The organism is Thioalkalivibrio sulfidiphilus HL-EbGr7, from assembly GCF_000021985.1.
Classification (GTDB): Bacteria; Pseudomonadota; Gammaproteobacteria; order Ectothiorhodospirales; family Ectothiorhodospiraceae; genus Thioalkalivibrio_A; species Thioalkalivibrio_A sulfidiphilus.
The window spans coordinates 2,653,701-2,674,422 of sequence record NC_011901.1; the positions used below are offsets into that span (position 1 = coordinate 2,653,701).

At 65.6% G+C, this 20,722-nt stretch carries 25 protein-coding genes and 1 pseudogene; 13 read left to right on the forward strand and 13 right to left on the reverse strand.

Annotated features, from left to right (window positions below; all coding sequences use genetic code 11):
- The first annotated feature begins 101 nt into the window (after positions 1–101).
- From TGR7_RS12595 to TGR7_RS12640, 12 genes are all read left to right on the forward strand, one after another.
- Positions 102–551 carry a hypothetical protein gene (locus tag TGR7_RS12595; protein WP_012639058.1) on the forward strand — a complete coding sequence of 150 codons (450 nt, stop codon included), beginning with the start codon at positions 102–104 and terminating at the stop codon, positions 549–551.
- Between the two features lie 163 nt (positions 552–714).
- Complete coding sequence (locus TGR7_RS12600; RefSeq protein WP_012639059.1) at positions 715–1,062, forward strand: hypothetical protein; 348 nt, start codon at positions 715–717, stop codon at positions 1,060–1,062.
- An 88-nt stretch (positions 1,063–1,150) separates the two neighbouring features.
- The gene (locus tag TGR7_RS12605; RefSeq protein WP_012639060.1) at positions 1,151–1,603 is read left to right on the forward strand and encodes a c-type cytochrome; all 453 of its coding nucleotides are present in this window, start codon (positions 1,151–1,153) and stop codon (positions 1,601–1,603) included.
- A 33-nt stretch (positions 1,604–1,636) separates the two neighbouring features.
- Positions 1,637–1,786, forward strand: coding sequence for a hypothetical protein (locus tag TGR7_RS17635; protein ID WP_012639061.1), 150 nt, complete (start codon positions 1,637–1,639; stop codon positions 1,784–1,786).
- Entirely contained in the window at positions 1,783–2,226 is a 444-nt protein-coding gene (locus TGR7_RS12610) for a hypothetical protein (protein WP_012639062.1), read from the forward strand. Before TGR7_RS17635 ends, TGR7_RS12610 begins: the two co-directional genes overlap by 4 nt.
- Before the next feature lie 19 nt (positions 2,227–2,245).
- Complete coding sequence (gene cls, locus TGR7_RS12615) at positions 2,246–3,718, forward strand: cardiolipin synthase (protein WP_012639063.1); 1,473 nt, start codon at positions 2,246–2,248, stop codon at positions 3,716–3,718.
- A 581-nt stretch (positions 3,719–4,299) separates the two neighbouring features.
- The gene (locus TGR7_RS17915; protein WP_281054567.1) at positions 4,300–4,431 is read left to right on the forward strand and encodes a hypothetical protein; all 132 of its coding nucleotides are present in this window, start codon (positions 4,300–4,302) and stop codon (positions 4,429–4,431) included.
- A gap of 65 nt (positions 4,432–4,496) precedes the next feature.
- Positions 4,497–5,486, forward strand: coding sequence for a YncE family protein (locus tag TGR7_RS12620; RefSeq protein WP_012639065.1), 990 nt, complete (start codon positions 4,497–4,499; stop codon positions 5,484–5,486).
- A 40-nt stretch (positions 5,487–5,526) separates the two neighbouring features.
- Entirely contained in the window at positions 5,527–8,064 is a 2,538-nt protein-coding gene (locus TGR7_RS12625; RefSeq protein ID WP_012639066.1) for a heavy metal translocating P-type ATPase, read from the forward strand.
- A 5-nt stretch (positions 8,065–8,069) separates the two neighbouring features.
- Positions 8,070–8,333 (forward strand): hypothetical protein, encoded by a 264-nt coding sequence (locus TGR7_RS12630; protein ID WP_012639067.1) that lies wholly within the window; start codon positions 8,070–8,072, stop codon positions 8,331–8,333.
- Positions 8,330–8,806, forward strand: coding sequence for a hypothetical protein (locus tag TGR7_RS12635; protein ID WP_012639068.1), 477 nt, complete (start codon positions 8,330–8,332; stop codon positions 8,804–8,806). Before TGR7_RS12630 ends, TGR7_RS12635 begins: the two co-directional genes overlap by 4 nt.
- Before the next feature lie 68 nt (positions 8,807–8,874).
- Positions 8,875–9,594 (forward strand): Spy/CpxP family protein refolding chaperone, encoded by a 720-nt coding sequence (locus TGR7_RS12640; RefSeq protein ID WP_012639069.1) that lies wholly within the window; start codon positions 8,875–8,877, stop codon positions 9,592–9,594.
- 125 nt (positions 9,595–9,719) lie between these two features.
- On the opposite strand, the gene TGR7_RS12645 is transcribed toward TGR7_RS12640, so the two are convergent.
- Entirely contained in the window at positions 9,720–10,913 is a 1,194-nt protein-coding gene (locus TGR7_RS12645) for an MFS transporter (RefSeq protein WP_012639070.1), read from the reverse strand.
- A gap of 153 nt (positions 10,914–11,066) precedes the next feature.
- On the opposite strand from TGR7_RS12645, the gene TGR7_RS12650 reads away from it, so the two are divergent.
- The gene (locus TGR7_RS12650) at positions 11,067–11,516 is read left to right on the forward strand and encodes an OsmC family protein (protein WP_012639071.1); all 450 of its coding nucleotides are present in this window, start codon (positions 11,067–11,069) and stop codon (positions 11,514–11,516) included.
- A 54-nt stretch (positions 11,517–11,570) separates the two neighbouring features.
- Here TGR7_RS12650 and TGR7_RS12655 read toward each other — a convergent pair whose 3' ends face one another.
- From TGR7_RS12655 to TGR7_RS12710, 12 genes and pseudogenes are all read right to left on the reverse strand, one after another.
- Positions 11,571–12,860, reverse strand: coding sequence for an arsenic transporter (locus TGR7_RS12655; protein ID WP_012639072.1), 1,290 nt, complete (start codon positions 12,858–12,860; stop codon positions 11,571–11,573).
- A gap of 36 nt (positions 12,861–12,896) precedes the next feature.
- Positions 12,897–13,382 (reverse strand): CBS domain-containing protein, encoded by a 486-nt coding sequence (locus TGR7_RS12660; RefSeq protein ID WP_012639073.1) that lies wholly within the window; start codon positions 13,380–13,382, stop codon positions 12,897–12,899.
- A 171-nt stretch (positions 13,383–13,553) separates the two neighbouring features.
- The gene (mnhG, locus tag TGR7_RS12665; RefSeq protein WP_041441863.1) at positions 13,554–13,940 is read right to left on the reverse strand and encodes a monovalent cation/H(+) antiporter subunit G; all 387 of its coding nucleotides are present in this window, start codon (positions 13,938–13,940) and stop codon (positions 13,554–13,556) included.
- Positions 13,933–14,208 (reverse strand): MrpF/PhaF family protein, encoded by a 276-nt coding sequence (locus tag TGR7_RS12670; protein WP_012639075.1) that lies wholly within the window; start codon positions 14,206–14,208, stop codon positions 13,933–13,935. The genes mnhG and TGR7_RS12670 overlap by 8 nt, the downstream gene beginning before the upstream one ends.
- A gap of 11 nt (positions 14,209–14,219) precedes the next feature.
- Positions 14,220–14,693, reverse strand: coding sequence for a Na+/H+ antiporter subunit E (locus TGR7_RS12675; protein ID WP_012639076.1), 474 nt, complete (start codon positions 14,691–14,693; stop codon positions 14,220–14,222).
- Positions 14,690–16,207: a Na+/H+ antiporter subunit D gene (locus TGR7_RS12680; protein WP_012639077.1), complete on the reverse strand. Its 1,518-nt coding sequence runs from the start codon at positions 16,205–16,207 to the stop codon at positions 14,690–14,692. The genes TGR7_RS12675 and TGR7_RS12680 overlap by 4 nt, the downstream gene beginning before the upstream one ends.
- Positions 16,204–16,551: a Na+/H+ antiporter subunit C gene (locus tag TGR7_RS12685; RefSeq protein WP_012639078.1), complete on the reverse strand. Its 348-nt coding sequence runs from the start codon at positions 16,549–16,551 to the stop codon at positions 16,204–16,206. The genes TGR7_RS12680 and TGR7_RS12685 overlap by 4 nt, the downstream gene beginning before the upstream one ends.
- A gap of 79 nt (positions 16,552–16,630) precedes the next feature.
- Positions 16,631–16,984, reverse strand: a complete 354-nt coding sequence (locus TGR7_RS12690) for a four helix bundle protein (protein ID WP_012639079.1) — start codon at positions 16,982–16,984, stop codon at positions 16,631–16,633.
- A 100-nt stretch (positions 16,985–17,084) separates the two neighbouring features.
- A complete protein-coding gene (locus TGR7_RS12695) occupies positions 17,085–17,510 on the reverse strand; it encodes a Na+/H+ antiporter subunit B (RefSeq protein ID WP_012639080.1) in 426 nt (141 codons plus the stop codon).
- Entirely contained in the window at positions 17,507–19,807 is a 2,301-nt protein-coding gene (locus TGR7_RS12700; protein ID WP_012639081.1) for a putative monovalent cation/H+ antiporter subunit A, read from the reverse strand. The genes TGR7_RS12695 and TGR7_RS12700 overlap by 4 nt, the downstream gene beginning before the upstream one ends.
- Before the next feature lie 165 nt (positions 19,808–19,972).
- Positions 19,973–20,239 (reverse strand): annotated as a pseudogene (locus tag TGR7_RS12705) (OsmC family protein); the annotation flags it as partial.
- Between the two features lie 243 nt (positions 20,240–20,482).
- On the reverse strand, positions 20,483–20,653 hold the full coding sequence (locus TGR7_RS12710) for a hypothetical protein (protein WP_420084399.1): 171 nt from the start codon (positions 20,651–20,653) through the stop codon (positions 20,483–20,485).
- Between the last annotated feature and the right edge of the window lie 69 nt (positions 20,654–20,722).

Consider the following 20,722-nt stretch of genomic DNA (forward strand, 5'->3'; position numbering starts at 1 on the left):
CACAGAGAACCCGGCAATAGTTGACTTATTTACTAGGAATTTTATATTAGCATCAACTGATGTATTTATCAGTCCACTCACTCTGAGCAAGGAGAGACATCATGAGCAGCCTGATCCCCAACTTCCCCCACGACGGCGTGGTCACCGTGAATCGCGTGATCCTCAAGGACGGCTTTACCGTGGACGACCTGCAGGAGCGGGTGGCCGTGCTGTGCGAGAACGTGAAGACCTACCACTCCGACACCGGTTTCGTGGGCGGCTTCGTGTGCCTCAACAGCGGTGATGTCTCCAACGAGGGCTCCACCGTGGGCCAGGCCGTGGAGAGCCCGCTGAAGGGCAAGGAAGCGCTGATCGTCACCTTCTGGCGCAGCATGGAAGAGCACGAGGACTCCCATCGCAGCGAGACCTTCCAGCCCCTGTTCCAGGACGTGCTGGCCCTGTGCGAGAACGGCAACGAGGAGATCGCCTACGACATGCTATGGGCCGGCAAGGGCTACTCCGAGGAGGAGGCCAAGGCCGCCCGGGAAGCCAAGGCCCGTCACGCGGCCTGATCCAGTCCGGGACTGGGACGTCCCTAACGCCCAAGCAAAAAGCCCCGGCGCATTCGCGCCGGGGCTTTTTGCTTGGGGTCTGGATCAGGACACGAGGAAACCTGAGTTGTCGGGCCGCTGTGGTACAGTGGCGTGATCCGAGATCCCATCGACCGAACCGTTCATGTCCCGACGCCTTCGCATCCTGCTCAGTCTGCTGATCGCCTGGACGCTGATCCTGGCCCCCGTGGGCGGCGCGTGGTCCATGGCATCGAGCATGGATCCCACGGCTGGCACGGTGCACTGCGCTGACCACCCGGCACAGGTGCCGAACGGACAACTCACCGACGGAGAGGTCACCACCGATCACGCCTGCGATCACTGCGGCTCCTGCGGACATTGCCTGTCCGCCAGCCTGTGGCCCCTGCTGAACGACCCGCACCCGGGCCGCTTCGTCATCGCCTCCAAGCTGTTTCAATCCACGATCGAACATCTCCCGCCGGGCAGCCTCAGGCCACCCGACATCGCCTGATGCATAGAGCCTTAGTCCGGCCCGGGCGGTCGCGCGCTGCCCGTTGCCAGCCGGATCGGTTTGACTACCCAGCACAGGAATGATGTCGATGAAGATTCACACCACCGTACTGCTCAGCGCGTTGCTCGGCCTGCTCGTTGCCTGCGGCGAATCGCCCGAGAACACCCCACCGGCGACGAGCACCGAGCCGACACGCACCACCTCACCGGCCGAGACCGTCACCCCACGCGCCGACTTCCGAATCCCCCCCGAGGGATTCCAGACCGACCCACGTCGGGGCCGGGAACTGTTCCAGGCCAACTGCATGCAATGCCACGGCGCCGAGGCCCGGGGCACGGACCAGGGCCCACCCCTGATCCATCGCATCTACGAGCCCTCCCACCACTCCGACCTCGCCTTCTATATCGCCATGGCGCGGGGCGTGCACCAACATCACTGGAACTTCGGCGATATGCCGCCTATCCCCGCCGTGGACGGCGAGGACGCCGCGCACATCATCGCCTGGATCCGCCAGGAACAGCGGGCCGCAGGGATTCACTGACTGAAAGCTTGAAGCACGGAGGATGCAGCGGACATGTCCCATGACCCCGGCATGACCCTCGAACACTGGCTGCCCTGGCAGGCCGTGCCCGCCCTGATCATCGTGTCACTCCTGACCTTGGCTGTGGGCGCGGCCGTGAGTTGGCTGATTCGGCGGCGCTGCCAGGGGCATGGTTCGCGGTGATCTCCCTGTCCGGCACACGCAACTGGCTGCAGGTGCTCAAGCGATACCTTCTGTTCATGGCGCTCGGCAACCTGGTGTGGGAGTTCGCCCACATGCCGCTCTACACAGTCTGGGAAACGGGCACCACGGCGCAGATGATTCTCTACGGGTTGCACTGCACGGTGGGTGACGTCCTCATCGCCCTGAGCGCGCTGGTGATCGCGCTGTTCGTGTTCGGCACACAGGCGTGGCCAGGCGAAGGCTATATACGCGTGGGCATCGTCGCGGTGATCGTGGGCCTCGGTTACACGATCTTCAGCGAGTGGCTCAACGTGGAAGTGCGCGAGGCCTGGGCCTACCGGGACCTCATGCCCGTCGTACCGCTGGTCAACGCGGGGCTCACGCCCATGCTCCAGTGGATCATGCTGCCGATCGCCGGCCTGTGGTGGGCACGCCGTTGACGCGGCTACAATCCGACCCATGACCGCCGATACCTCCCTTGCGGGCAAACCCTCGGCACACCGGCGTCGACGCTGGCGCAAGTGGGTGGCTGTCCTGGTGATTGCTCACCTGGTAGGTTTTGCCTCCTCCATCGACGCGCTCATGTCCACCCGCACGCCCCAGGGCGCGGTGGCCTGGATCGTCTCCCTCAATGCGGTACCCTACGTGGCCGTGCCCGCCTACTGGGTCTTCGGCCGCGACCGCTTCCAGGGCTACATGATCGCCCGCCGGGACGAGGACTCTGCCCTGGCGATGGCCCTTGCCCCGAAGACCGCGGAACTCTGGTCCCACCGGCACCAGCCGGCACAGCCGGACAAGCATCTCTACGGCGTGGAGACGCTGGCCAAGTGGCCCATCCTGGGCGGCAACGAGGTGCAACTGCTGGTGGACGGCGAGGCCACCTTCGAGAGCATCTTCCGGGGCATCGATGCCGCCGAACGCTATCTGCTGGTGCAGTTCTACATCGTGCGCGCCGATGCCCTGGGACTTGAATTGCAGCGGCGTCTCATCGAACGGGCCCAGGCGGGTGTGGAGGTCTATTTCCTCTACGACGAGATCGGCAGCTATCGACTGCCATCCAGTTACCTGCAGGGCCTGGAGGCAGCTGGCGTGCGCGTGCACCGCTTCCATTCCACCCGTGGCCGGGGCAACCGCTTCCAGCTCAATTTCCGCAACCACCGCAAGATCGTCGTGGCCGACGGCGTACACGCCTGGGTGGGCGGGCTCAACGTGGGCGAGGAATACCTGGGCCGCGATCCCCGCATCGGTCCCTGGCGCGACACCCACCTGCACATCCAGGGCCCCGCCGCCCTGGCCCTGCAGTCGGTGTTCATCGAGGACTGGCACTGGGCGACGGAGGAAATCCCGGACCTGCTCTGGGAGGCGGTCGTGCGCTCCCACCATGGCGATCCCGTGCTGATCCTGCCCTCCGGCCCGGCGGACCGTTTCGAGACCGCCAGCCTGATGATGCAGCAGGCCATTCACGCCGCCCACCATCGCATCTGGATCGCGAGTCCCTACTTCGTCCCCGATGAAGGTGTGATCGGCATGCTCAAGCTGGCGGCCCTGAGCGGTGTGGACGTGCGCATCCTCATCCCCGAGCGTCCGGACAACCTACTCACCTATTACGCCGCCTACGCCTTCGTCGGGCCGCTGCTGGAGGCGGGCGTGCGCATCTACCGCTATCAGGACGGTTTCCTGCACGGCAAGGCCTTCGTGGTGGATGAGGTGGGCGGCGCGGTGGGCACCGTGAACCTGGACAATCGCTCCTTCCGGCTCAACTTCGAGGTCACCGCCCTGGTCATGGATCCGGACTTCGCCCGGGAGCTGGAGGCGATGTTCGAGACAGATTACGCCCGCTCGCGGGAGATGCGGCTGGCCGAACTGCACCAACTGCCCCTGTGGCATCGCATCGCCGCACGCGCCGCCTATCTGTTTGCGCCGGTCTTGTGAATCATGATCCAGGTCATGATTAGCTGCCTTTCGACTGGCAATGTCCTACCCGCTTGCTAGACTTCTATACTGACCACAGCTTATCGGATCGAGTGCCTTGTCCATCGACCTTGCCCGCCAGTTACTGAGTCTGCTGATCACCTGCGCCCTGGTGCTGGCGCCGGTGACGGGCGCGCTGGCCCTCGTCCCTGTTAGCGAGTCCTCCCACTCTGCGGCCCACGCCCACTGCCCGGAAACTGCCCTGGGTCAAAGTGGCGCATCGAGTGATGCCAACAACACCCAGGCAACAGACAATCAGTCCCAACTGCACTGCTGTGATCTGCCCTGCGGTCAATGCGGGCACTGTCCCGGCTTGAGCCTTCCAAGCCAGCCTCCGGTCGGCACCGAGAGCCGTTCCATCAGCTTCACCTCCCTTCCCGGAACTCACGCCGGATACACCCCCGAACGCATTCAGCGTCCACCCAGATCCCTCTGATCCAATCGGATTCGCACCCGGCAACACCGGGTGATGCATCCACCGAGATCACCGCCCCATGGGTCATCCGTTCGGGGCGCACTCTTACGTGACAGAGGACAACACCATGATGCACGAACAAGGCACCGGCTGGATGTGGGGCTTCGGCCTCGGACACTCACTGATCTGGATCCTGATCCTCGCGCTGCTCGTCCTGGGACTTGCGGCCGTGATCAAGTACCTCTTCAGCGACAAGTGAACGCCCTCACGGGTCGACCACCGGGTGGTCGACCCCAAGTCCCGAATCAGGGACAGGAGACGGCCATGATTCCCTCCCTACGCATTCTCATCCTGCTCGCATCGCTTGCCTGGCCACTCGCCGCCATGGGGGGCCCCACCGTCTACATTCCGCTGGGCGCTGGCAACCTGGTGATCGCCGTGGATGCGGCCACGCATCGGATCACGGCGCGCTACGAGGGCGTCGAGAATCCTCACGGGCTCGTGGTGACACCGGACGGCGAATACCTGATCGCCGGAAGCCTTGCGGAGACAGCGGCGCCTCCGGGCACCGCCCACGAAACGCCCACGAGCCGCCTGTACCTGATTCACCCGGCACACGGACACGTGATGCTTACCATAGCCGTGGCCGGCTGGACCCATCACCAGGCCATCACCCCGGACGGGCGTTACGTGATCTCCACCCACACGACCCGAGGCGATATCAGCGTGCTCGACCTGACGAACAACACGATCATCCAGCGCATCGCCACCGGCCCGGCGCCCAATTACGCACTGATCACACGGGAAGGCGATCGCGCCTATGTCAGCAACAGCGGCAACAACACGATCACCGAGATCGATCTGGCGACCTGGAAGCCTTTGCGCACACTGGAGGCCGGCCCGTCCCCGGAACACATGGTCTTCGCATCCGACCAACGCACCCTCTACGTGAGCAACCCGCGGGCCGGCACGGTATCGGCGGTATCACTGGACAACGGGCAGGTGACCACGACCTACGAGATCGGTGCCAACGTGCACGGTCTGGACATGGGCGATGACGGCAGGACGCTGTTCATCAGCAGCCAGAAGGCCGAGACCCTGACGGCCCTGGACACCGGCAGCGGGAAGATGCGCTCGGTGCCGCTCGCGCCCGCGCCCTATCACCTCAATGCCATCCCCGGCACCGGTTTCGTGTATGTGTCCAGCCGTCAGGATCCCGTGATCTGGGTGATCGACCAGCAATCCCTCGAGGTCACCGCGACCATCGCACTGCCGGCGGGTGAAGGCCACCAGATGGCCGTGGTGCCCCGCTGACCAGGCCACCGCCGCCCTGACGGGCGAGGAGCAAGGCTGAATGAACAGAATCGATCTGGACACCCGCAAAGTCCGCTCCGATTCCGGAGAATCGAACAGGCCGCACCAGAGGACCTCGCTCAGCGTGCCGGGTATGGGTTCCGACCATTGCGCAGGGATCGTCTCCGCTTCATTGCGACGGCTGCCGGGCGTGAGCGAGGTACACAGCAACATCGCAAACCACCATGTGGAGATAGACTTCGATCCGACACTCGTCGACCACGACGCGCTTCGCAAGGCGGTGGAGCGAGCCGGTTACGAAGTGGCCACGGACCCCGATTCCGGCAAGGCGGCATCTTCCGGCACCGAAGTGCGGCTGATCGTGCCCGGCATGGGCTCCGACCACTGCGCGGGTCTGGTCAAGGACTCCCTTCGACGCCTCCCCGGCGTAGGTGAGATCCGCACCAACATCTCAAGTCACCAGGTCATCGTGAGGCTGACAGACGACGGTCCCGCGCCGGAGGCACTGCGGGCGGCCGTGGAGCGGGCCGGCTACGAGGTGGCCTCGGTCTCCACCGACGCACCCAGCGAAGAGGCGGACGTGGAGTCGGCCTACCTGACCCGCGCCTGGCGGCGCTTCGTGATCGCGGCGGTGCCCGCCACGCTGATCATGGTGCTGATGATGGTGCACATGTTCGTCGCCCCCATACCCGGATATCTCGCCGTGATCGCGGCACTGGCCTTCCCGGTGGTGTTTCTCCACGGCGGCTGGGCCACTCATGTCTCCGCCTGGCGCTCGCTGACCAACCGCACCGCGAACATGGACGTGCTCATCTCCATGGGCAGCCTGCCGCCCTATCTCATCGGCCTGGTGGGCTTTGTCTACCCCATGACCTCGTTCATCGAGATGGCCGCCACCATCATGACTTTCCACCTGCTGGGGCGCTACCTGGAGAACCGCGCCAAGGGCCGCGCCTCCCAGGCGATCCGCAAGCTGCTCACCCTGGGGGCGAAGACAGCACGTGTCGAGCGCGACGGCGAGGAGGTGGAAGTCCCGGTCAAGGCACTGGCCATCGGCGACGTGATGATCGTGCGTCCGGGCGAGAAGATCCCCACCGACGGTGAAGTGGTGGAAGGCGACAGCCACGTGGACGAGTCCATCGCCACCGGGGAGTCCATACCGGTGGAGAAGTCCCCCGGCGCCCCGGTACTGGGGGCGACCATCAACAAGGAGGGCCGACTCAAGGTGCGCGCAACCCGGGTGGGCGCGGACACCTTCCTCTCCCAGGTCATCAAGCTGGTGGAGCAGGCCCAGTCCTCGAAAGTGCCCATCCAGGAGTTTGCCGACCGGGTGACGGCCCGCTTCGTCCCGGCGGTACTCGTGATCTCACTGGCGAGTCTGTTTGCCTGGCTGTTCCTGCCCGAAACCCTGCGTCCGATCCTCGACTGGGGCGCGGGCTTCCTGCCCTGGGTGGACCCGGGACGGGGACCGGTGATCCTGGCCCTGCTCGCCGCCATCGCCGTGCTGGTGATCGCCTGTCCCTGCGCCCTGGGGCTCGCCACGCCCACGGCGCTGATGGTGGGTTCGGGGCTCGGCGCCGAACGCGGCGTGCTGATCCGCTCCGGCGAGGCCATCCAGACGCTGAAGGACATCCGCATGGTGGTGCTGGACAAGACCGGCACCATCACCCGGGGCGAGCCGGAACTCACCGACGTGGTGGCCGCCGACAGGGATGAACAGGCGGTGCTGCGGCTCGCGGCTGCCGTGGAGAACGCCTCCGAACATCCCCTCGCCCGGGCCGTTGTGGATGGCGCGAAAGGCCGCGGCGTGGAGATCGCGCCCGTGGAGAGCTTCAGATCCGTCACCGCCCGGGGCGTGGAAGGCACCGTCGAGGGTGCGCGTATCCTGATCGGCAACCGGCGCCTGCTGGAGGAATCCGGCGTCCGGGGCCTGGAGACACTGGACACGGCGCTCGACCGACTGGAATCCAGGGGCCGCACCGCGGTGCTGGTGGCCCGGGACGGCCATGCCGTCGGCATCGTCGCCGTGGCCGATGCGTTGAAGCCCGAGTCGAAGCGCGCCATCGAGGCCATGCACGCCCTCGGTCTCAAGGTGGCCATGGTCACCGGCGACAACGAGCGGGCGGCGCGCGCCGTGGCCGAGGAGGTGGGCATCGACGAGGTGCTCGCGGGCGTCCTGCCCGAGGGCAAGGTGGACGAGATCCGCAAGCTTCAGGCGCGCTTCGGTCCCCATGTGGCGATGGTGGGCGACGGCATCAATGACGCCCCGGCATTGAAGCAGGCCAACGTGGGCATCGCCATCGGCGCCGGTGCCGACGTGGCCATCGAGGCCGCCGATGTCACCCTGGTGTCCGGCGAACTCACCAAGGTGGTTGAGGCGATCCTGCTCTCGCGTCTGACCTTCCGCAAGATCGTGCAGAACCTGTTCTGGGCCTGGTTCTACAACGGCGCCGCGATCCCCATCGCCGCCGTCGGCCTGCTGCACCCCATGATCGGCGTGATTGCCATGACCGCCAGTTCGCTTTCGGTGATCGGCAACTCGATGCTGCTCAAGCGCGCAAGACTGTCGACAGGGTGATTCCCATGCCTTCGATACGCACCGTCAACAAAGTCGTCTGTCTTGTGCTGATGCCCGGTACCGCCGCGCTGGTGGTGTGGTGGTGGGGCTGGTCGCTCTGGACCCTGCTCCTGGTCGCCGTGATGCTCTCCTGCCCGGTGGTGCTGTCGTATCTGTGGTACGTGTCGCATCGTTCTGAAGCCGCCTTACGCGCGGCCACAACCTCCCTGCGCGATGAGAGAAGCACGGGCCGGAGCGATGTTTTCAGACAATCGAGGAGGACACCATGAATATTCGGCATATCTTCTCCAGCATGATCGCCGTGTCACTTTGGGTGGCGCTGCTGGGCTTCCATACGGCCACAGCTGATCCCGGATACCGACAGGTGGCGAACGGTACTGTCGTGTACCTGGGGGTGCTGCCGGCGGCAATGGTTCGAGGCCATCACGAGGATCACCCCGAGGCGGTGATGCACAACGGCATCCCGCGCGGTCGACACGTCTTTCACGTAATGGCGGCCGTGTTCGACGCCGAAAGCGGTGACCAGATCAAGGATGCGCAGGTGGAGGCGCGTGTTGCGGCCCTGGGTCTGGCCGGCGTAAGCCGACCGCTCGAGTCCATGCGCATCGACGACACCATCACCTATGGCAACTACTTCACCCTGCGCGGCGAAGGTCCTTACGACATCCAGATCACGATCGCACGACCCGGTGCAGACACGCCGGCAATCGTGCGATTCACCTATGTTCATCCACCGAGATGAGCCCCGGATCACCGGCGGCACCGCCGCCAGTGTTCCTTGACATTGACGACACAAGAGGAGATCTCCACATGAAGACCAACCGACAGATCAGATACCTGGCCGCCAGTGGCTTGCTCGCACTGATCCTCGCACCGGCAACGGCGCTGACCACCCAGCATGGCATGCCCATGGGCGAGCGCGACGATATGCCCATGATGCAGCAACAACAACGTGGCGGCATGGGCATGATGCCCGGCATGCAGGGCAGGATGGGCATGATGGGCGGATGCCCCATGATGGGATCCGGCATGGGCATGGGGCCCGGCATGGGCATGGGGCCCGGCATGGGCATGGGGCCCGGCATGGGCATGGGACCCGGCATGGGCATGGGACCCGGTATGGGCATGGGACCCGGTATGGGCATGGGACCCGGTATGGGTATGGGTATGGGTATGGGTATGGGTATGGGTATGGGCTACAGCATGGACCTGACGCGTGAGCAACAGGTACAGATGCGCCGCATTCAGCGGGAGATGCGCCGCCAGCAATGGGAGAACATGGGCCGGCTCATGGAGGCCCAAGAGGATCTGCAGGAACTCATGGCCTCCGAGACGCCTGATCCCGCAGCTATAGGTCAGGGCCACGCACGCATCGCCGAACTCAAGCGCCCCCTCATCGAGGCGCGCGTCAAGGCCATGAACGATATGCGCGCCCTGCTCACCGAGGAACAACGTGAGCGCCTGCGCTCGGGTCCCCACGGCATGGGGATGATGCCGGGAATGGGTGGGCCCATGATGAGAGAGCGATAACGGCTGGGGGGAGAGGGAGGCGTGATGCATCAGGGGAAAGGTGTGAAGCAACTCATGCGGCCTGCCACGCGCGACAACATGTCAGGCTTTTTGCTTCGCACGCTTCCATACACGCTTCTCTCTTCTCACCCCTCACTCCTGACACCCAATCCCCTGCCCCGCAACCACAGCACTGCCAGCAAAACGATCAGCACGAAGGGCATCATGGCCAGGTTGAGTATCGCCCAGCCCACTTGGTGAATGAGCACGCCGGACAGGAGCGAGGCGCAGGCCACCACGGCGAAGATGGCCAGGTCATTGGCCCCCTGGGTCTTGCCCCGCTCGGCGGGGGTGTGTGTGAGCGTCAGCAGGTGACTGCCACCCACGAACAGGAAATTCCAGCCCACCCCCAGCAGGAACAGCGCGACCCAGAAGTGGGCCATGCTCACGCCGCCCGAGGCCGTCAGTCCGGCAGCGAACAGCAGTACCGTGCCGGCGGTGATGATGTTGAGCACCCCGTAGCGGGCGATCAGGTGCCCGGTGACGAAGGACGGTGCGAACATGCCCAACACGTGCCACTGCATGACGAAGGCCGCCTGGTTGAGACTGAAGCCCTCGGCGCGCATGGCCAGCGGCGTGGCGGTCATCACCAGGGCCATGATGCCGTAGCCCAGTGCGCCGGAGATCAGCGCCACCACGAAGGCGGGCTGGCGGGCGATCGCGGCCATGGGACGACGTTGTGCGTCACCGTCCGGCTCGTGGGCAGGGGGCACGCGCAGGTAGAGGAGCAACAGGAAGGCCAGCAGGGACATGCCGGCCACCACCGCGTAGGGTCCGGCATTGGGCAGGCCCGGCATCAGGTCGACGGCGCGGCTGGCATTGAGCGGCCCGAGGATCGCGGCCACCACGCCACCGGCCAGCACCAGGGAGATGGCCTTGCTGCGCCACACGGGCCGCGCCACGTCGGCGGCGGCGAAGCGGTAGTACATGGAGAAGGCCTGGTAGCAGCCGAACAGGAGGCTCGCGGCGCAGAACATCCAGAAGGAACCGATGCCGATGGACCAGACGCTGAGCAGGCCGCCCAGGCCACCGAGGGTCGTGCCGGTCAGGAAACCCGCCCGGCGACCCACGCGCTGCATGTACAGGGAGGCCGGCAGGGTGGTGAGCAGGGTGCCGAGCATCATCGCGGAGACCGGCAGGGTCGCCAGCGCCGGATCGGGGCTCAGGTGCAGACCCACCAGGCCACTCAGGGTCATGACCGTGATGGCCGTGATGCTGTAGAAGGCCTGGCTGGTGGCCAGCACGCCGATATTGAGCCGCTCCCGCGTTACCGTCTCCATCCTGATCCCCTCCCCCGGATAAGCCGCCCACCCTAGCGGATGCCACCCCGGGCATACAAGTGACCCGGCCCGGACCAGTATCCCCATTTTCCCTGAGGCATATCCCAAACAGGCTGTTTCACCATGACCGCCGGACTACTAGCCTCAGCAATCATGATGGAAATGGATGCCAACACCCTGCCCGTCTCGCCCCCCTCGTCTCCGGCCCATCCCGGTGGCGTCAAACCCCCATCCAGCGGCACGCTGGTCCTGCATCGCGGGGCCGACGGACAGCTGCACCTGGAGCCCCGGGAGGCATCCGACCACGGTGTGCTGGGCCTGCGCCCGGTGGAACACCTGGCCGTGGCCCTGGGCGGCTGCCTGTCGGAATTCGCCGGCCGCTTCCTGGAACGCCGCAAGCTCCCCCCCACCCTGCGCATCGAGATGCACTGGGGCGTGAGCGTGCAGCAGTGCTGCATCGACGCCCTGCGGGTACGCCTGCACGTGGATGCGCAGCTGGACGAGATGGGCCGCCAGACCCTCTACCGCATGCTCGACCAGTGCCCGGTGCACAAGGCCCTGCATGGGAATGTGGAGGTGACGCTGGAAGTGGTTGAAAAGTGAGAAGGGTGAATTGGGAAGTAGGATTTTCACTTCGCACTTCCCAATTCACACCTCTCACTTCAAAGAGATCCACCCCGCCAGGGCCAGCAGCGTCACCAGCAGCACCGGCGGCGTGATCAGCAGCCCGATGCGCATGTACTGACCCCAGGTGATGGTGATCCCCTTGCGGGCCAGCACGTGCAGCCAGAGCAGCGTGGCGAGGCTTCCGATGGGGGTGATCTTGGGGCCGAGATTCGAGCCGATCACGTTGGCATAGATCATCGCCTCCTTCACAAGCCCCGCGGCCCCGGACTCGTCGATGGCGAGCGCCACCACCATCACCGCCGGCAGGTTGTTCATCACCGAGGACAGGAACGCCGCCAGGAAACCGGTGCCCAGGGCCGCCAGCGTGACCCCCTGTCCGGCGAACCAGTCCAGCAGCCCCGCCAGCTCCGCGGTCAGCCCCGCATTGCGCAGGCCGTAGACCACCAGGTACATGCCCACCGAGAAGATCAGGATCTGCCAGGGTGCGTTGCCCAGCACCCGGCGAATGGCGATGACCCGCCCCCGGGCCGCCACGCCCAGCAGCAGGGCCGCGCCCAGACCCACCACGAAGGACACCGGCACCCCCATGGGTTCCAGCACCACGAAGCCGGCCAGGAGCAGGCCCAGCACCCACCAGCCGGCGCGGAACACGGCGGCGTCCCGGATCACCTCGTGGGGTGCGCGCAGCTGCGAGGGGTCATAGCGGGCGGGGATGCGGCGGCGGAACAGCAGCACCAGCACGGCCAGTGAGGCCAGCACCGAGACGATATTCACGACCACCATGACCCGGGCGTATTCCAGAAAACCGATGCCGAAGAAGTCCGCCGAGACGATGTTCACCAGGTTGGAGATCACCAGGGGCAGGCTCGCGGTGTCGGCGATGAAGCCCGCCGCGATGACGAAGGCCAGCATGGCCCCGGCGCCGAAGCCCAGGGCACGCAGGATCTCCAGCACGATGGGGGTGAGCATGAGCGCCGCGCCGTCGTTGGAGAACATGGCCGAGACCGCCGCCCCCAGCAGCACGATGAACACGTACAGGCGCAGACCGCTGCCCGCCCCCCAACAGGTCACGTGTAGCGCCGCCCACTCGAAGAAGCCCGCCTCGTCCAGCAGCAGGGAGATGATGATGATGAACACCAGGGTGAGGGTGGCGTTCCAGACGATGTCCACCACCACCGGCACGTCGGCGAGACCCACCACGCCGGTGGCCAGCGCCACCAGGGCGCCAGCCACGGCGCTCCAGCCGATGCCAAGCCCCCGGGGCTGCCAGATGACCAGCACGAGGGTGACGACAAAGATGGCCAGCGCGGTCAGCAGCATGAACGGACAGCGCGCAGTTCGGACCGGGACATGGGCTCAGTCGGTCTTCTTGAGGGGATTGCAGCAGTCGGGATGGGCGTGCAGACAGCGCAGCAGGTCCATGCGCGAGATCATGCCCACCAGACGCCCCGCCTCCAGCACCGGCAGGGACTTCACCCCGTGGGCGATCAGCAGGCGCGCCGCCACCACCATGTCATCCTCCGGCGCCACGCACACGGTGTCGCGGCTCATGACCTGGGCGGCGGTCGCGCCCTCGGCGGGATCCGGGGCATCCCGGTGGGCCGCGCTGAACACGGACCGGTAGAAGGATTCGCGCCACAGGGAGGAGTGCGGTTCCAGGCGCTCGTCGGCCAGGCGATGGATCAGGTCACCGCTGGTCACCATGCCGAGCAGCGCGCCCGAGGCATCCACCACCGGCACGCCATTGACGCCCTGGCTCACCAGTAGGGCGATCACCTGCGCCACCGGGGTTTCCGGGGCGACGGTGATCGGCTCGGGGGTCATCAGGTCGCGGACATTCATCGGGGGAGGTGACGCTCGCAGAGACTCAGATGAAGAGGCTGGCGCGGATCCGCGGACCTGTCAAACGCCGCAGGAGGCCCGACCCGGGCCGAACCGCCCAAGCCCCGGCGAGTTCGGCCCGGGGTCGGGCCTCCTACTCGGGGTCAATGGCTTGTGATTCGGGCCTGCCCTTCAGCCTTCATCCTTCGACCGCTCAGCGGCCTCGGGCGGACTCGCCAGCGTATGGGTCTTGCCGTCGTAACGGCCCTTGAGCTCGTCCTTCAGCGTGTGCTCCCACAGGGGCACACCCACGAAGTAGCCGGCGCGGCCGATGACATGGGCCGCCACCGGCGCGGTGAGCATCACGAAGATGATCACGGCCAGGGCGCGCACCAGCACGTTGACCTCGGCGAAGAAGATCGCCACGCCCGCGAGCATCAGGCCCGCGCCCAGCACGCCGGCCTTGGTGGTGGCATGCATGCGGGTGAGCAGGTCGGGCATGCGCCAGACGCCCAGGGCGGCGATCAGCATGAACGCGGCGCCCACCACCAGCAGGATGCCGGTGAGCATCTCAATCATCATCGCGCTGGCCTCCCTTCTCCAGGTAACGGGCAAAACCCACGGCCGCCAGGAAGGCGGTGAGCGCAAGCACCATGGCCACGTCCAGGAACGCGGTCTTGCCGCTGGTGATCACGTACACGGCGATGTAGCCGATGGTCAGCGAGGCGATCAGCTCCAGGGCCACCACCCGGTCCGGCAGGGTCGGGCCCTTGACCAGGCGTATGAAGCCGAACAGCAGGGCCAGGCTCAGCAGCAGGTAGGACAGGATGGCGGCGATCTGCAGCATGCTTCCTCCGTTCAACGCAGCAGTTCCAGCACCCGGGACTCCAGGTACTTGATGCTGTCATGGACCTGCCGCTCGTCATCCAGGTACATCACGTGGATGTAGAGCACCTTCTTGTCGCTGGAGACGTCCAGGCTCAGGGTTCCCGGCGTCAGGGAGATCAGGTTGGCCACGATGGTGATCTCGCCGTCGGTGCGCGCCTCCAGCGGAAAGGCGATCACCCCCGGACGCATGTGATGGGTGGGGGTGAGCACGTCGTAGGCCACCTTGAGGTTGGACATGACCAGCTCGGAGATGAAGAAGCCGATGAAACGGATGAAGCGCGGCACCTTGCTCACGTAGTTGGCGAACACCGGCTTGTGGCGCAGGGCAAAGCCCAGGATCACGTAGCCGAGCACGAAACCCACCAGCAGGTTGACGCCGGTGAAACTGCCGGTGAGCGCCACCCAGGCCAGGGCCAGGGCGAAGTTCCAGACCAGGGCGATCACGGCCGCACCCCCTGGGCCGAGCCCAGCACCGCATCGATATAGCGGGACGAATCCAGCATCTCCACCGCGGCCCGCTCGGCCAGCAGGTAGATGGGCTGACCCCAGAGACCGATGAACAGGGTCATGAGACCGAGGCCGACGATCGGCAGCACCATGAGCCAGAGGCCACCCTGGTGGGCCGCGGGATCCACCGGGTGCGAGACGCCTTCCGGCTGGGCCTTCCAGAACACCTCCGCCCAGATCTTGATCATGGAATACAGGGTCAGCAGACCCACCACCAGGGCCACGGCGACGATCCACCAGGCCTCCACCTCCACGCCGGCGCGGATCAGGATGAACTTGGCGAAGAAACCGGACAGGGGCGGCAGGCCGGCCAGGGACAGGGCCGGGATCAGGAACAGCACGCCCAGCCAGGGATGGCTGCGGTACAGCCCGCCCAGGTCCTTGAGTTCATGGGTGCCCTTGAGCCGGAACACCACACCACTGACCAGGAACAGGTTGGCCTTCACGATGATGTGGTGCATCAGGTAGAACACGCCGCCGATGATGGCCAGCGGCGTGAACAGGGCCAGGCCCAGGATCATGTAGCCGATCTGGCTGATGATGTGGAAGGACAGGATGCGCCGGAACTCGAACTGCGCCGCCGCACCCAGCACGCCGGTGAGCATGGTGAGTGCCGCCATCCACAGCAACAGCGTGTGGGTGTAGCCCACGTCGTGGTCGAAGATCAGGCTGAACACCCGGAACAGGGCGTACACACCCACCTTGGTGAGCAGGCCGGCGAACAGGGCCGAGACCGCCACCTGGGGCGTGTGGTAGGAGGCCGGCAGCCAGAAGAAGAACGGGAAGGCGGAGGCCTTGATGCCGAAGGACACCATGAACAGCATCGCAATCACGGTGATCAGCCCGGTGTCTTCCAGGTCGTTAAGCTTCACGGCGATGTCCGCCATGTTCAGGGTGCCCGTCAGCCCGTAGAGCAGGCCGATGCCCGACAGGAACAGGGCCGAGGACAGCAGGTTCAGGGTCACGTACTTGATGGCGCCTTCCATCTGCGCCCGCTCGCCGCCCAGGATCAGCAGGGCGAAGGAGGCCACCAGCATGACCTCGAACCACACGTACATGTTGAAGATGTCGCCGGTGAGGAAGGCGCCGTTCACGCCCGCTAGCAACAGGTGCATGAGCGGGTAGTAGCCGTAGTGCTCATGGCGCCGGCTCACCCCGGAGAGGGAGTACACGGCGGTGGCCAGGCCGATGATGGCCGTGAGCACCACCATGATGGCACCCAGCATGTCGGAGACCAGCACGATGCCGAAGGGCGCCGGCCAGCTGCCCATGTGCATGACCTGGATGCCCTCGTTCCAGGTGAGCAGCAGCAGTTCCACCGACACCCACATGAGCGCCAGGTTGGCCACCACGCCGATGGAACGCTGGGCTAAGCGCGACCGCCACAGGGCCAGGGACACCGCACCCGCGATCAGCGGGAGCATGACGGGCAACGCGACCATGGTGCTCATGTGTCGGTGTCCTTCATCTGGTCCATGTCATCGGCGCGCACCACCTCGTAGGCCCGGTGAATGAGCACCACGGCGAAGGCCAGCACGCCGAAGCCGATCACGATGGCGGTGAGAATCAGCGCCTGTGCCAGGGGATCGGCCACCGGGCCGTCGGGCACCAGCATGCCTTCCGGGATCAGCGGCGGCAGGCCGCGATCCATGCCCGCGGCGGTGAAGATCAGCAGGTTCGCCGCGTTGGACAACAGCACAAGGCCGATCACCAGCTTCACGATGGAGCGGCGCAGCATCATGTAGATGGCGGCGGCATAGAGGCCGCCGACGGCGAACGCCATTAACGTTTCCATGTGGAAACGCTCCTGAAATGGGAAGGGAGAATTGGGAAGTGGGAATGGAAACCCGCTTCACCTACCCTCGCATTGGCCATCATGCCTTGCCTGATTGTTTGGTTGTTTTGATGCATGCAATCAATATGGCGATCAACTCGTCGCATTCGTTCATGAGTGCCTCAAGCCCTGGGCCCGCGGACACCTTGGATTCTTTCAACAATTCCAGCCAGTAGAGCGTCTCTTCAAGCTCCTGCAGGGCGAGGCCCAGCTTGCTTCTGAACTCCGCCCGGGAGCGGCTGTGTCGGCATTCCCGATAATGCGCGCCCACCGATGTCGCCGAGCGCAGTACCTGCCTACCGATGATTCGCCCCTCCATTGACCCCGGCAGCTGCCCCACAAATCGAATTACGTTAAGCGCCAGGCGCTTCGTCCTGCCCCGCAAATCATCCATGACCCGGAGCCTCCCTGATCGTTATCTATTCACTTCTCACTTCCCAATTCCCACCTCGCACTTCCATTTCCACTTCCCAATTCACACTTCCCACTTCAAATCAGTCTTCCGCCTCGGCCAGCGACAGCATGATGGTCAGCACCGCACCGATCACCACCAGGTACACCCCGATGTCGAACAGCAGCACGGTGCCCACCTTCAGTTCACCCAGGGCCGGGACGTCCAGGGTCAGCCACTGGGCGGTGAAGAAGGCCTGACCCAGGAAGGCGGCGGGCACGGCGGACAGAGACGCCAGCGCCAGACCCACGCCCATCAGGGTGCGCGGATCCACGTGCAGCACATTGCGGGCGGACTTGATCTCCATGGCGAACAGGTGCAGCAGGATGGCCGCCGCGGCCACCAGGCCGCCGATGAAACCGCCGCCCGGCTCGTTGTGGCCGCGCAGCAACAGGAACACGGAGAACAGCATCAGCAGCGGCAGCAGGAAGTGGGCCGCGGTGCGCAGGATCAGGGACTGCATGTTCATTGCTTCTTGTCCTCCGCGCGCAGCTTGATCATGGCGTACACACCCACGGCGGCCAGCGCCAGCACGAAGATCTCACCCAGGGTATCCAGGGCGCGGAAGTCCACCAGGATCACGTTGACGATATTGCGGCCATAGCCGGACGCAACGCTCTCTTGCACGAAATAGCTGGAGATGCTGTCGTAGAGACGGGTATGGGCGGTGCTCAGCATCAGCAGGGTCATCATGCCGCCCACGGACAGGGCGACGATGGCGTCGCGGATGCGCACCAGTCGCGAGGACAGGTTCAGGAAACCGGGCAGACGGAACAGCACCAGCACCAGCAGCAGCACGGTGAGGGTCTCCACCAGCACCTGGGTGATGCCCACATCCGCCGCACTGAACAGCACGTAGATCAGCGCCACGGCGAAGCCCACCGCGCCCAGGGAGGCCACGGCGCCCAGGCGGGAACGGAAGGTGACCGCAACGAACGCGGCGCCCAGCATGATGCCCAGGATGGCCCATTCTTGCAGTTGCACGCCGGTGACGGAGAGCTCGCCGATGGAGATATCGAAGATCTGCGCCGTGATGCCCACCATCAGCAGGGTGGTGATCAGGATGAGCAGCAGGTAGTAGCGCAGGTAACCGTTCTGCAACACCCGGGTCTGCCAGTCGGCACTGGCCACCATGGCGGCCATGATGCGCTCGTACTGGCGCTCGGGCCCGATGCGGGCTGCCAGGGGGTCCAGCCAGGCGAAGGCGGCACGGAACCGCGCCCACTGGGTGTAGAGCAGCAGACCCAGCACCAGACCGGCGATGCTGATCATCAGTGGCGCGTTGATGCCGTGCCAGAGCGCCAGCTTCGGCGTCAGCGGCGCGCCGTACACGGCCGTGGCGGCGGCGGCCAGGATGCCGCCCTCGGCGAGCCACGGCGCCAGGCCGAAGATCAGGCCAAGGGAGGCCAGCACGGCGGGACCGGCGAGCATGGCCGGGGGCGCCTCGTGGGGCGTCTTGGGGGTCTCCACCCGGGGACCGAACCAGGGCTTGATGCCCACGATGGCGGCCACCAGCACGCCCAGGATGGCAGTGAGTACGGCGAAGGCGGTGAGGATGCCGGACACCGACGGGGCGTCGAGCACCGCCTCCAGCATCAGCTCCTTGGCGATGAAACCGAACAGGGGCAGCACACCGCCCAGGGACAGGGCGGCGATGGCGGCGAAGAAGGTGGTCACCGGCAGTGCACGGCGCAGGCCGCCGGTCTGCAGGAAGTCCTTGCAGCCGGCCTCATGGTCCAGGATGCCGGCGATGAGGAACAGCGCGCCCTTGTACAGGGAATGGGCCAGCAGGAAGGTCACGGCGGCGATGATGGCGGTCTCGGTGCCCACGCCGATGAGCATCACCAGGGTGCCGAGGGCCATGACCGTGGAATAGGCCAGCACCTTCTTCACCCCCGTGCTGCGCGCCGAGAGGAACACGCCGGTGAGCATGGTGAGCCCGCCGAACAGGGACAGGATCAGCAGCCAGGTCTCGGTGCCGCCGAGGCCGGGGTTGAGGCGCGCCAGCAGATACACGCCCGCCTTCACCATGGTGGCGGAGTGCAGGTAGGCGGACACCGGCGTGGGCGCGGCCATGGCATTGGGCAGCCAGAAATGGAACGGCACCTGGGCGGACTTGGTAAACGCCCCCGCCAGGATCAGCAGCAGCATGGGCAGGTACCAGGCATGCTCCTGGAGACCGTCGGAGGCCAGGATCTCGGACAGCTCGTAACTGCCGCCGACGATGGCCAGCATGATGAATCCGGTGAGCAGGGCCAGGCCGCCGCCCACGGTCACGAACAGGCCCTGGAGGGCCGACTGGCGGGCGGACTTGTCCTCGTGGTTGTAGCCGATCAGCAGGTAGGAGGTGATGCTGGTCAGTTCCCAGAACACGAACAGGGCGATCAGGTTGTCCGCAAGCACCAGGCCCAGCATGGAGGCCATGAAGGACAGGATGAGCACGTAGAAGCGGCCCAGATCCCGGTGTTTTTCCAGGTAGCGGCCGGCGTAGGCGACGATGAAGAAGCCGATGCCGGAGATCAGCAGGGCGAACAGCAGCGACAGGCCGTCCACCAGGAAGGAGAGCTGGATATCGAGCCCCGGCACCCAGGGATAGACCAGGCGCACCGCCGAGCCGTCGGAGACCTCCGGGATGAATCCGAGGAAGTAGACGAACAGCGCGCCTGGCAGCAGGGCCAGCAGCCAGCCGCTGTGGCGGCCGGATAGGCGGTGCAGCCACGGTGCGACCGCGGCGATCAGGAATCCCGAGAGGACAGCGAACAGCATGGGGAAATGGTGGCTACCGTGTTCTTGTGGGTTATGGGCTGCCCCAGGTCCGGCGGGGCTGGCGCTCGAACCCGCCGAATCCTACCGAAGCGGAGCGGGGCTTTCAAATAATGCGCTAGAGGCAAGTGACAAGAGACAAGAGGCAAGAACCCCTTTTTTGCATCGTCAGGCCGCGCGGACGGTGCCTTCGAGTTGCGTACCCTTGCTGAGGGTGTGGTAAATGGTGCCCTTCTGAACGTTCAGATGCAGGAGCTCGAGCATCTCCTCGTCGGCCTCGGTCCTGACGATGAGCTCGTACTCGATACGGGCAATGGCCGGCGGGCTGTCCTGGCGCCAGCCCTTGAGGCGAATGGACAGGCCGGAAATTTCCACGCGCAGCAGGGGCAGCGCCCGCTGGGTCGCGCGGATCATGCAGGCGGCTAGTGTCCTGAGTCAGAGATTCGTTGCATTTCAGAGCCCCGCACAAGACCCAAGGCAAGGCGCGGGCCGCAGGCAATGGCAAGCCCTTGGCAAGGACCGCAACGCCGCATTGGGTCTTGTGCGGGGCTCCCCGCGGGCGGGCCTGTACGGGCGCTCGGCCGCGTTGCTCTCGCTCGAATGGGCCTGCCCGTCCTTCGCTCGTGCGCCTTGCCGTGCATCCCGTACAGGCCCGCTGTAATGTAACGAATCTCTGACTCAGGACACTAGGGACGCGAGCAGCAGTTCGGGCGGGCTCAAGGCATCGTCGCGCCCGGCCATGTCGGTGTCCAGCACCACCTCGGCGCCCTTGGCGGCACGGGCGACACTTCCGTGTGCATCCAGACGCTCCACGTCGAGCGCGTACTCGAGCATGCCTTGGGTGTCCATGGTGTCCTCCGCGTTGCCCGGCAGCCGCGAATCCCCGGGTAGCTATCTAAGGCCAGTTGATCACGCAGA

What these genes read in the sequence shown, in the direction of transcription:
- TGR7_RS12640 (WP_012639069.1), top strand. Translation starts at nt 8,875, where the DNA reads ATGAAGACCAACCGACAGATCAGATACCTGGCCGCCAGTGGCTTGCTC.
- TGR7_RS12600 (WP_012639059.1), top strand. Translation starts at nt 715, where the DNA reads ATGTCCCGACGCCTTCGCATCCTGCTCAGTCTGCTGATCGCCTGGACG.
- TGR7_RS12700 (WP_012639081.1), bottom strand. Translation starts at nt 19,807, where the DNA reads ATGCTGTTCGCTGTCCTCTCGGGATTCCTGATCGCCGCGGTCGCACCG.
- TGR7_RS12650 (WP_012639071.1), top strand. Translation starts at nt 11,067, where the DNA reads ATGATGGAAATGGATGCCAACACCCTGCCCGTCTCGCCCCCCTCGTCT.
- TGR7_RS12645 (WP_012639070.1), bottom strand. Translation starts at nt 10,913, where the DNA reads ATGGAGACGGTAACGCGGGAGCGGCTCAATATCGGCGTGCTGGCCACC.
- TGR7_RS12620 (WP_012639065.1), top strand. Translation starts at nt 4,497, where the DNA reads ATGATTCCCTCCCTACGCATTCTCATCCTGCTCGCATCGCTTGCCTGG.
- TGR7_RS12635 (WP_012639068.1), top strand. Translation starts at nt 8,330, where the DNA reads ATGAATATTCGGCATATCTTCTCCAGCATGATCGCCGTGTCACTTTGG.
- TGR7_RS12625 (WP_012639066.1), top strand. Translation starts at nt 5,527, where the DNA reads ATGAACAGAATCGATCTGGACACCCGCAAAGTCCGCTCCGATTCCGGA.
- TGR7_RS12690 (WP_012639079.1), bottom strand. Translation starts at nt 16,984, where the DNA reads ATGGATGATTTGCGGGGCAGGACGAAGCGCCTGGCGCTTAACGTAATT.
- TGR7_RS12695 (WP_012639080.1), bottom strand. Translation starts at nt 17,510, where the DNA reads ATGAACATGCAGTCCCTGATCCTGCGCACCGCGGCCCACTTCCTGCTG.
- TGR7_RS12655 (WP_012639072.1), bottom strand. Translation starts at nt 12,860, where the DNA reads ATGCTGCTGACCGCGCTGGCCATCTTTGTCGTCACCCTCGTGCTGGTC.
- TGR7_RS12605 (WP_012639060.1), top strand. Translation starts at nt 1,151, where the DNA reads ATGAAGATTCACACCACCGTACTGCTCAGCGCGTTGCTCGGCCTGCTC.
- TGR7_RS12630 (WP_012639067.1), top strand. Translation starts at nt 8,070, where the DNA reads ATGCCTTCGATACGCACCGTCAACAAAGTCGTCTGTCTTGTGCTGATG.
- TGR7_RS12685 (WP_012639078.1), bottom strand. Translation starts at nt 16,551, where the DNA reads ATGGAAACGTTAATGGCGTTCGCCGTCGGCGGCCTCTATGCCGCCGCC.
- TGR7_RS12660 (WP_012639073.1), bottom strand. Translation starts at nt 13,382, where the DNA reads ATGAATGTCCGCGACCTGATGACCCCCGAGCCGATCACCGTCGCCCCG.
- mnhG (WP_041441863.1), bottom strand. Translation starts at nt 13,940, where the DNA reads ATGATTGAGATGCTCACCGGCATCCTGCTGGTGGTGGGCGCCGCGTTC.
- TGR7_RS12710 (WP_420084399.1), bottom strand. Translation starts at nt 20,653, where the DNA reads ATGGACACCCAAGGCATGCTCGAGTACGCGCTCGACGTGGAGCGTCTG.
- TGR7_RS12670 (WP_012639075.1), bottom strand. Translation starts at nt 14,208, where the DNA reads ATGCTGCAGATCGCCGCCATCCTGTCCTACCTGCTGCTGAGCCTGGCC.
- TGR7_RS17915 (WP_281054567.1), top strand. Translation starts at nt 4,300, where the DNA reads ATGATGCACGAACAAGGCACCGGCTGGATGTGGGGCTTCGGCCTCGGA.
- TGR7_RS12680 (WP_012639077.1), bottom strand. Translation starts at nt 16,207, where the DNA reads ATGAGCACCATGGTCGCGTTGCCCGTCATGCTCCCGCTGATCGCGGGT.
- TGR7_RS17635 (WP_012639061.1), top strand. Translation starts at nt 1,637, where the DNA reads ATGTCCCATGACCCCGGCATGACCCTCGAACACTGGCTGCCCTGGCAG.
- cls (WP_012639063.1), top strand. Translation starts at nt 2,246, where the DNA reads ATGACCGCCGATACCTCCCTTGCGGGCAAACCCTCGGCACACCGGCGT.
- TGR7_RS12595 (WP_012639058.1), top strand. Translation starts at nt 102, where the DNA reads ATGAGCAGCCTGATCCCCAACTTCCCCCACGACGGCGTGGTCACCGTG.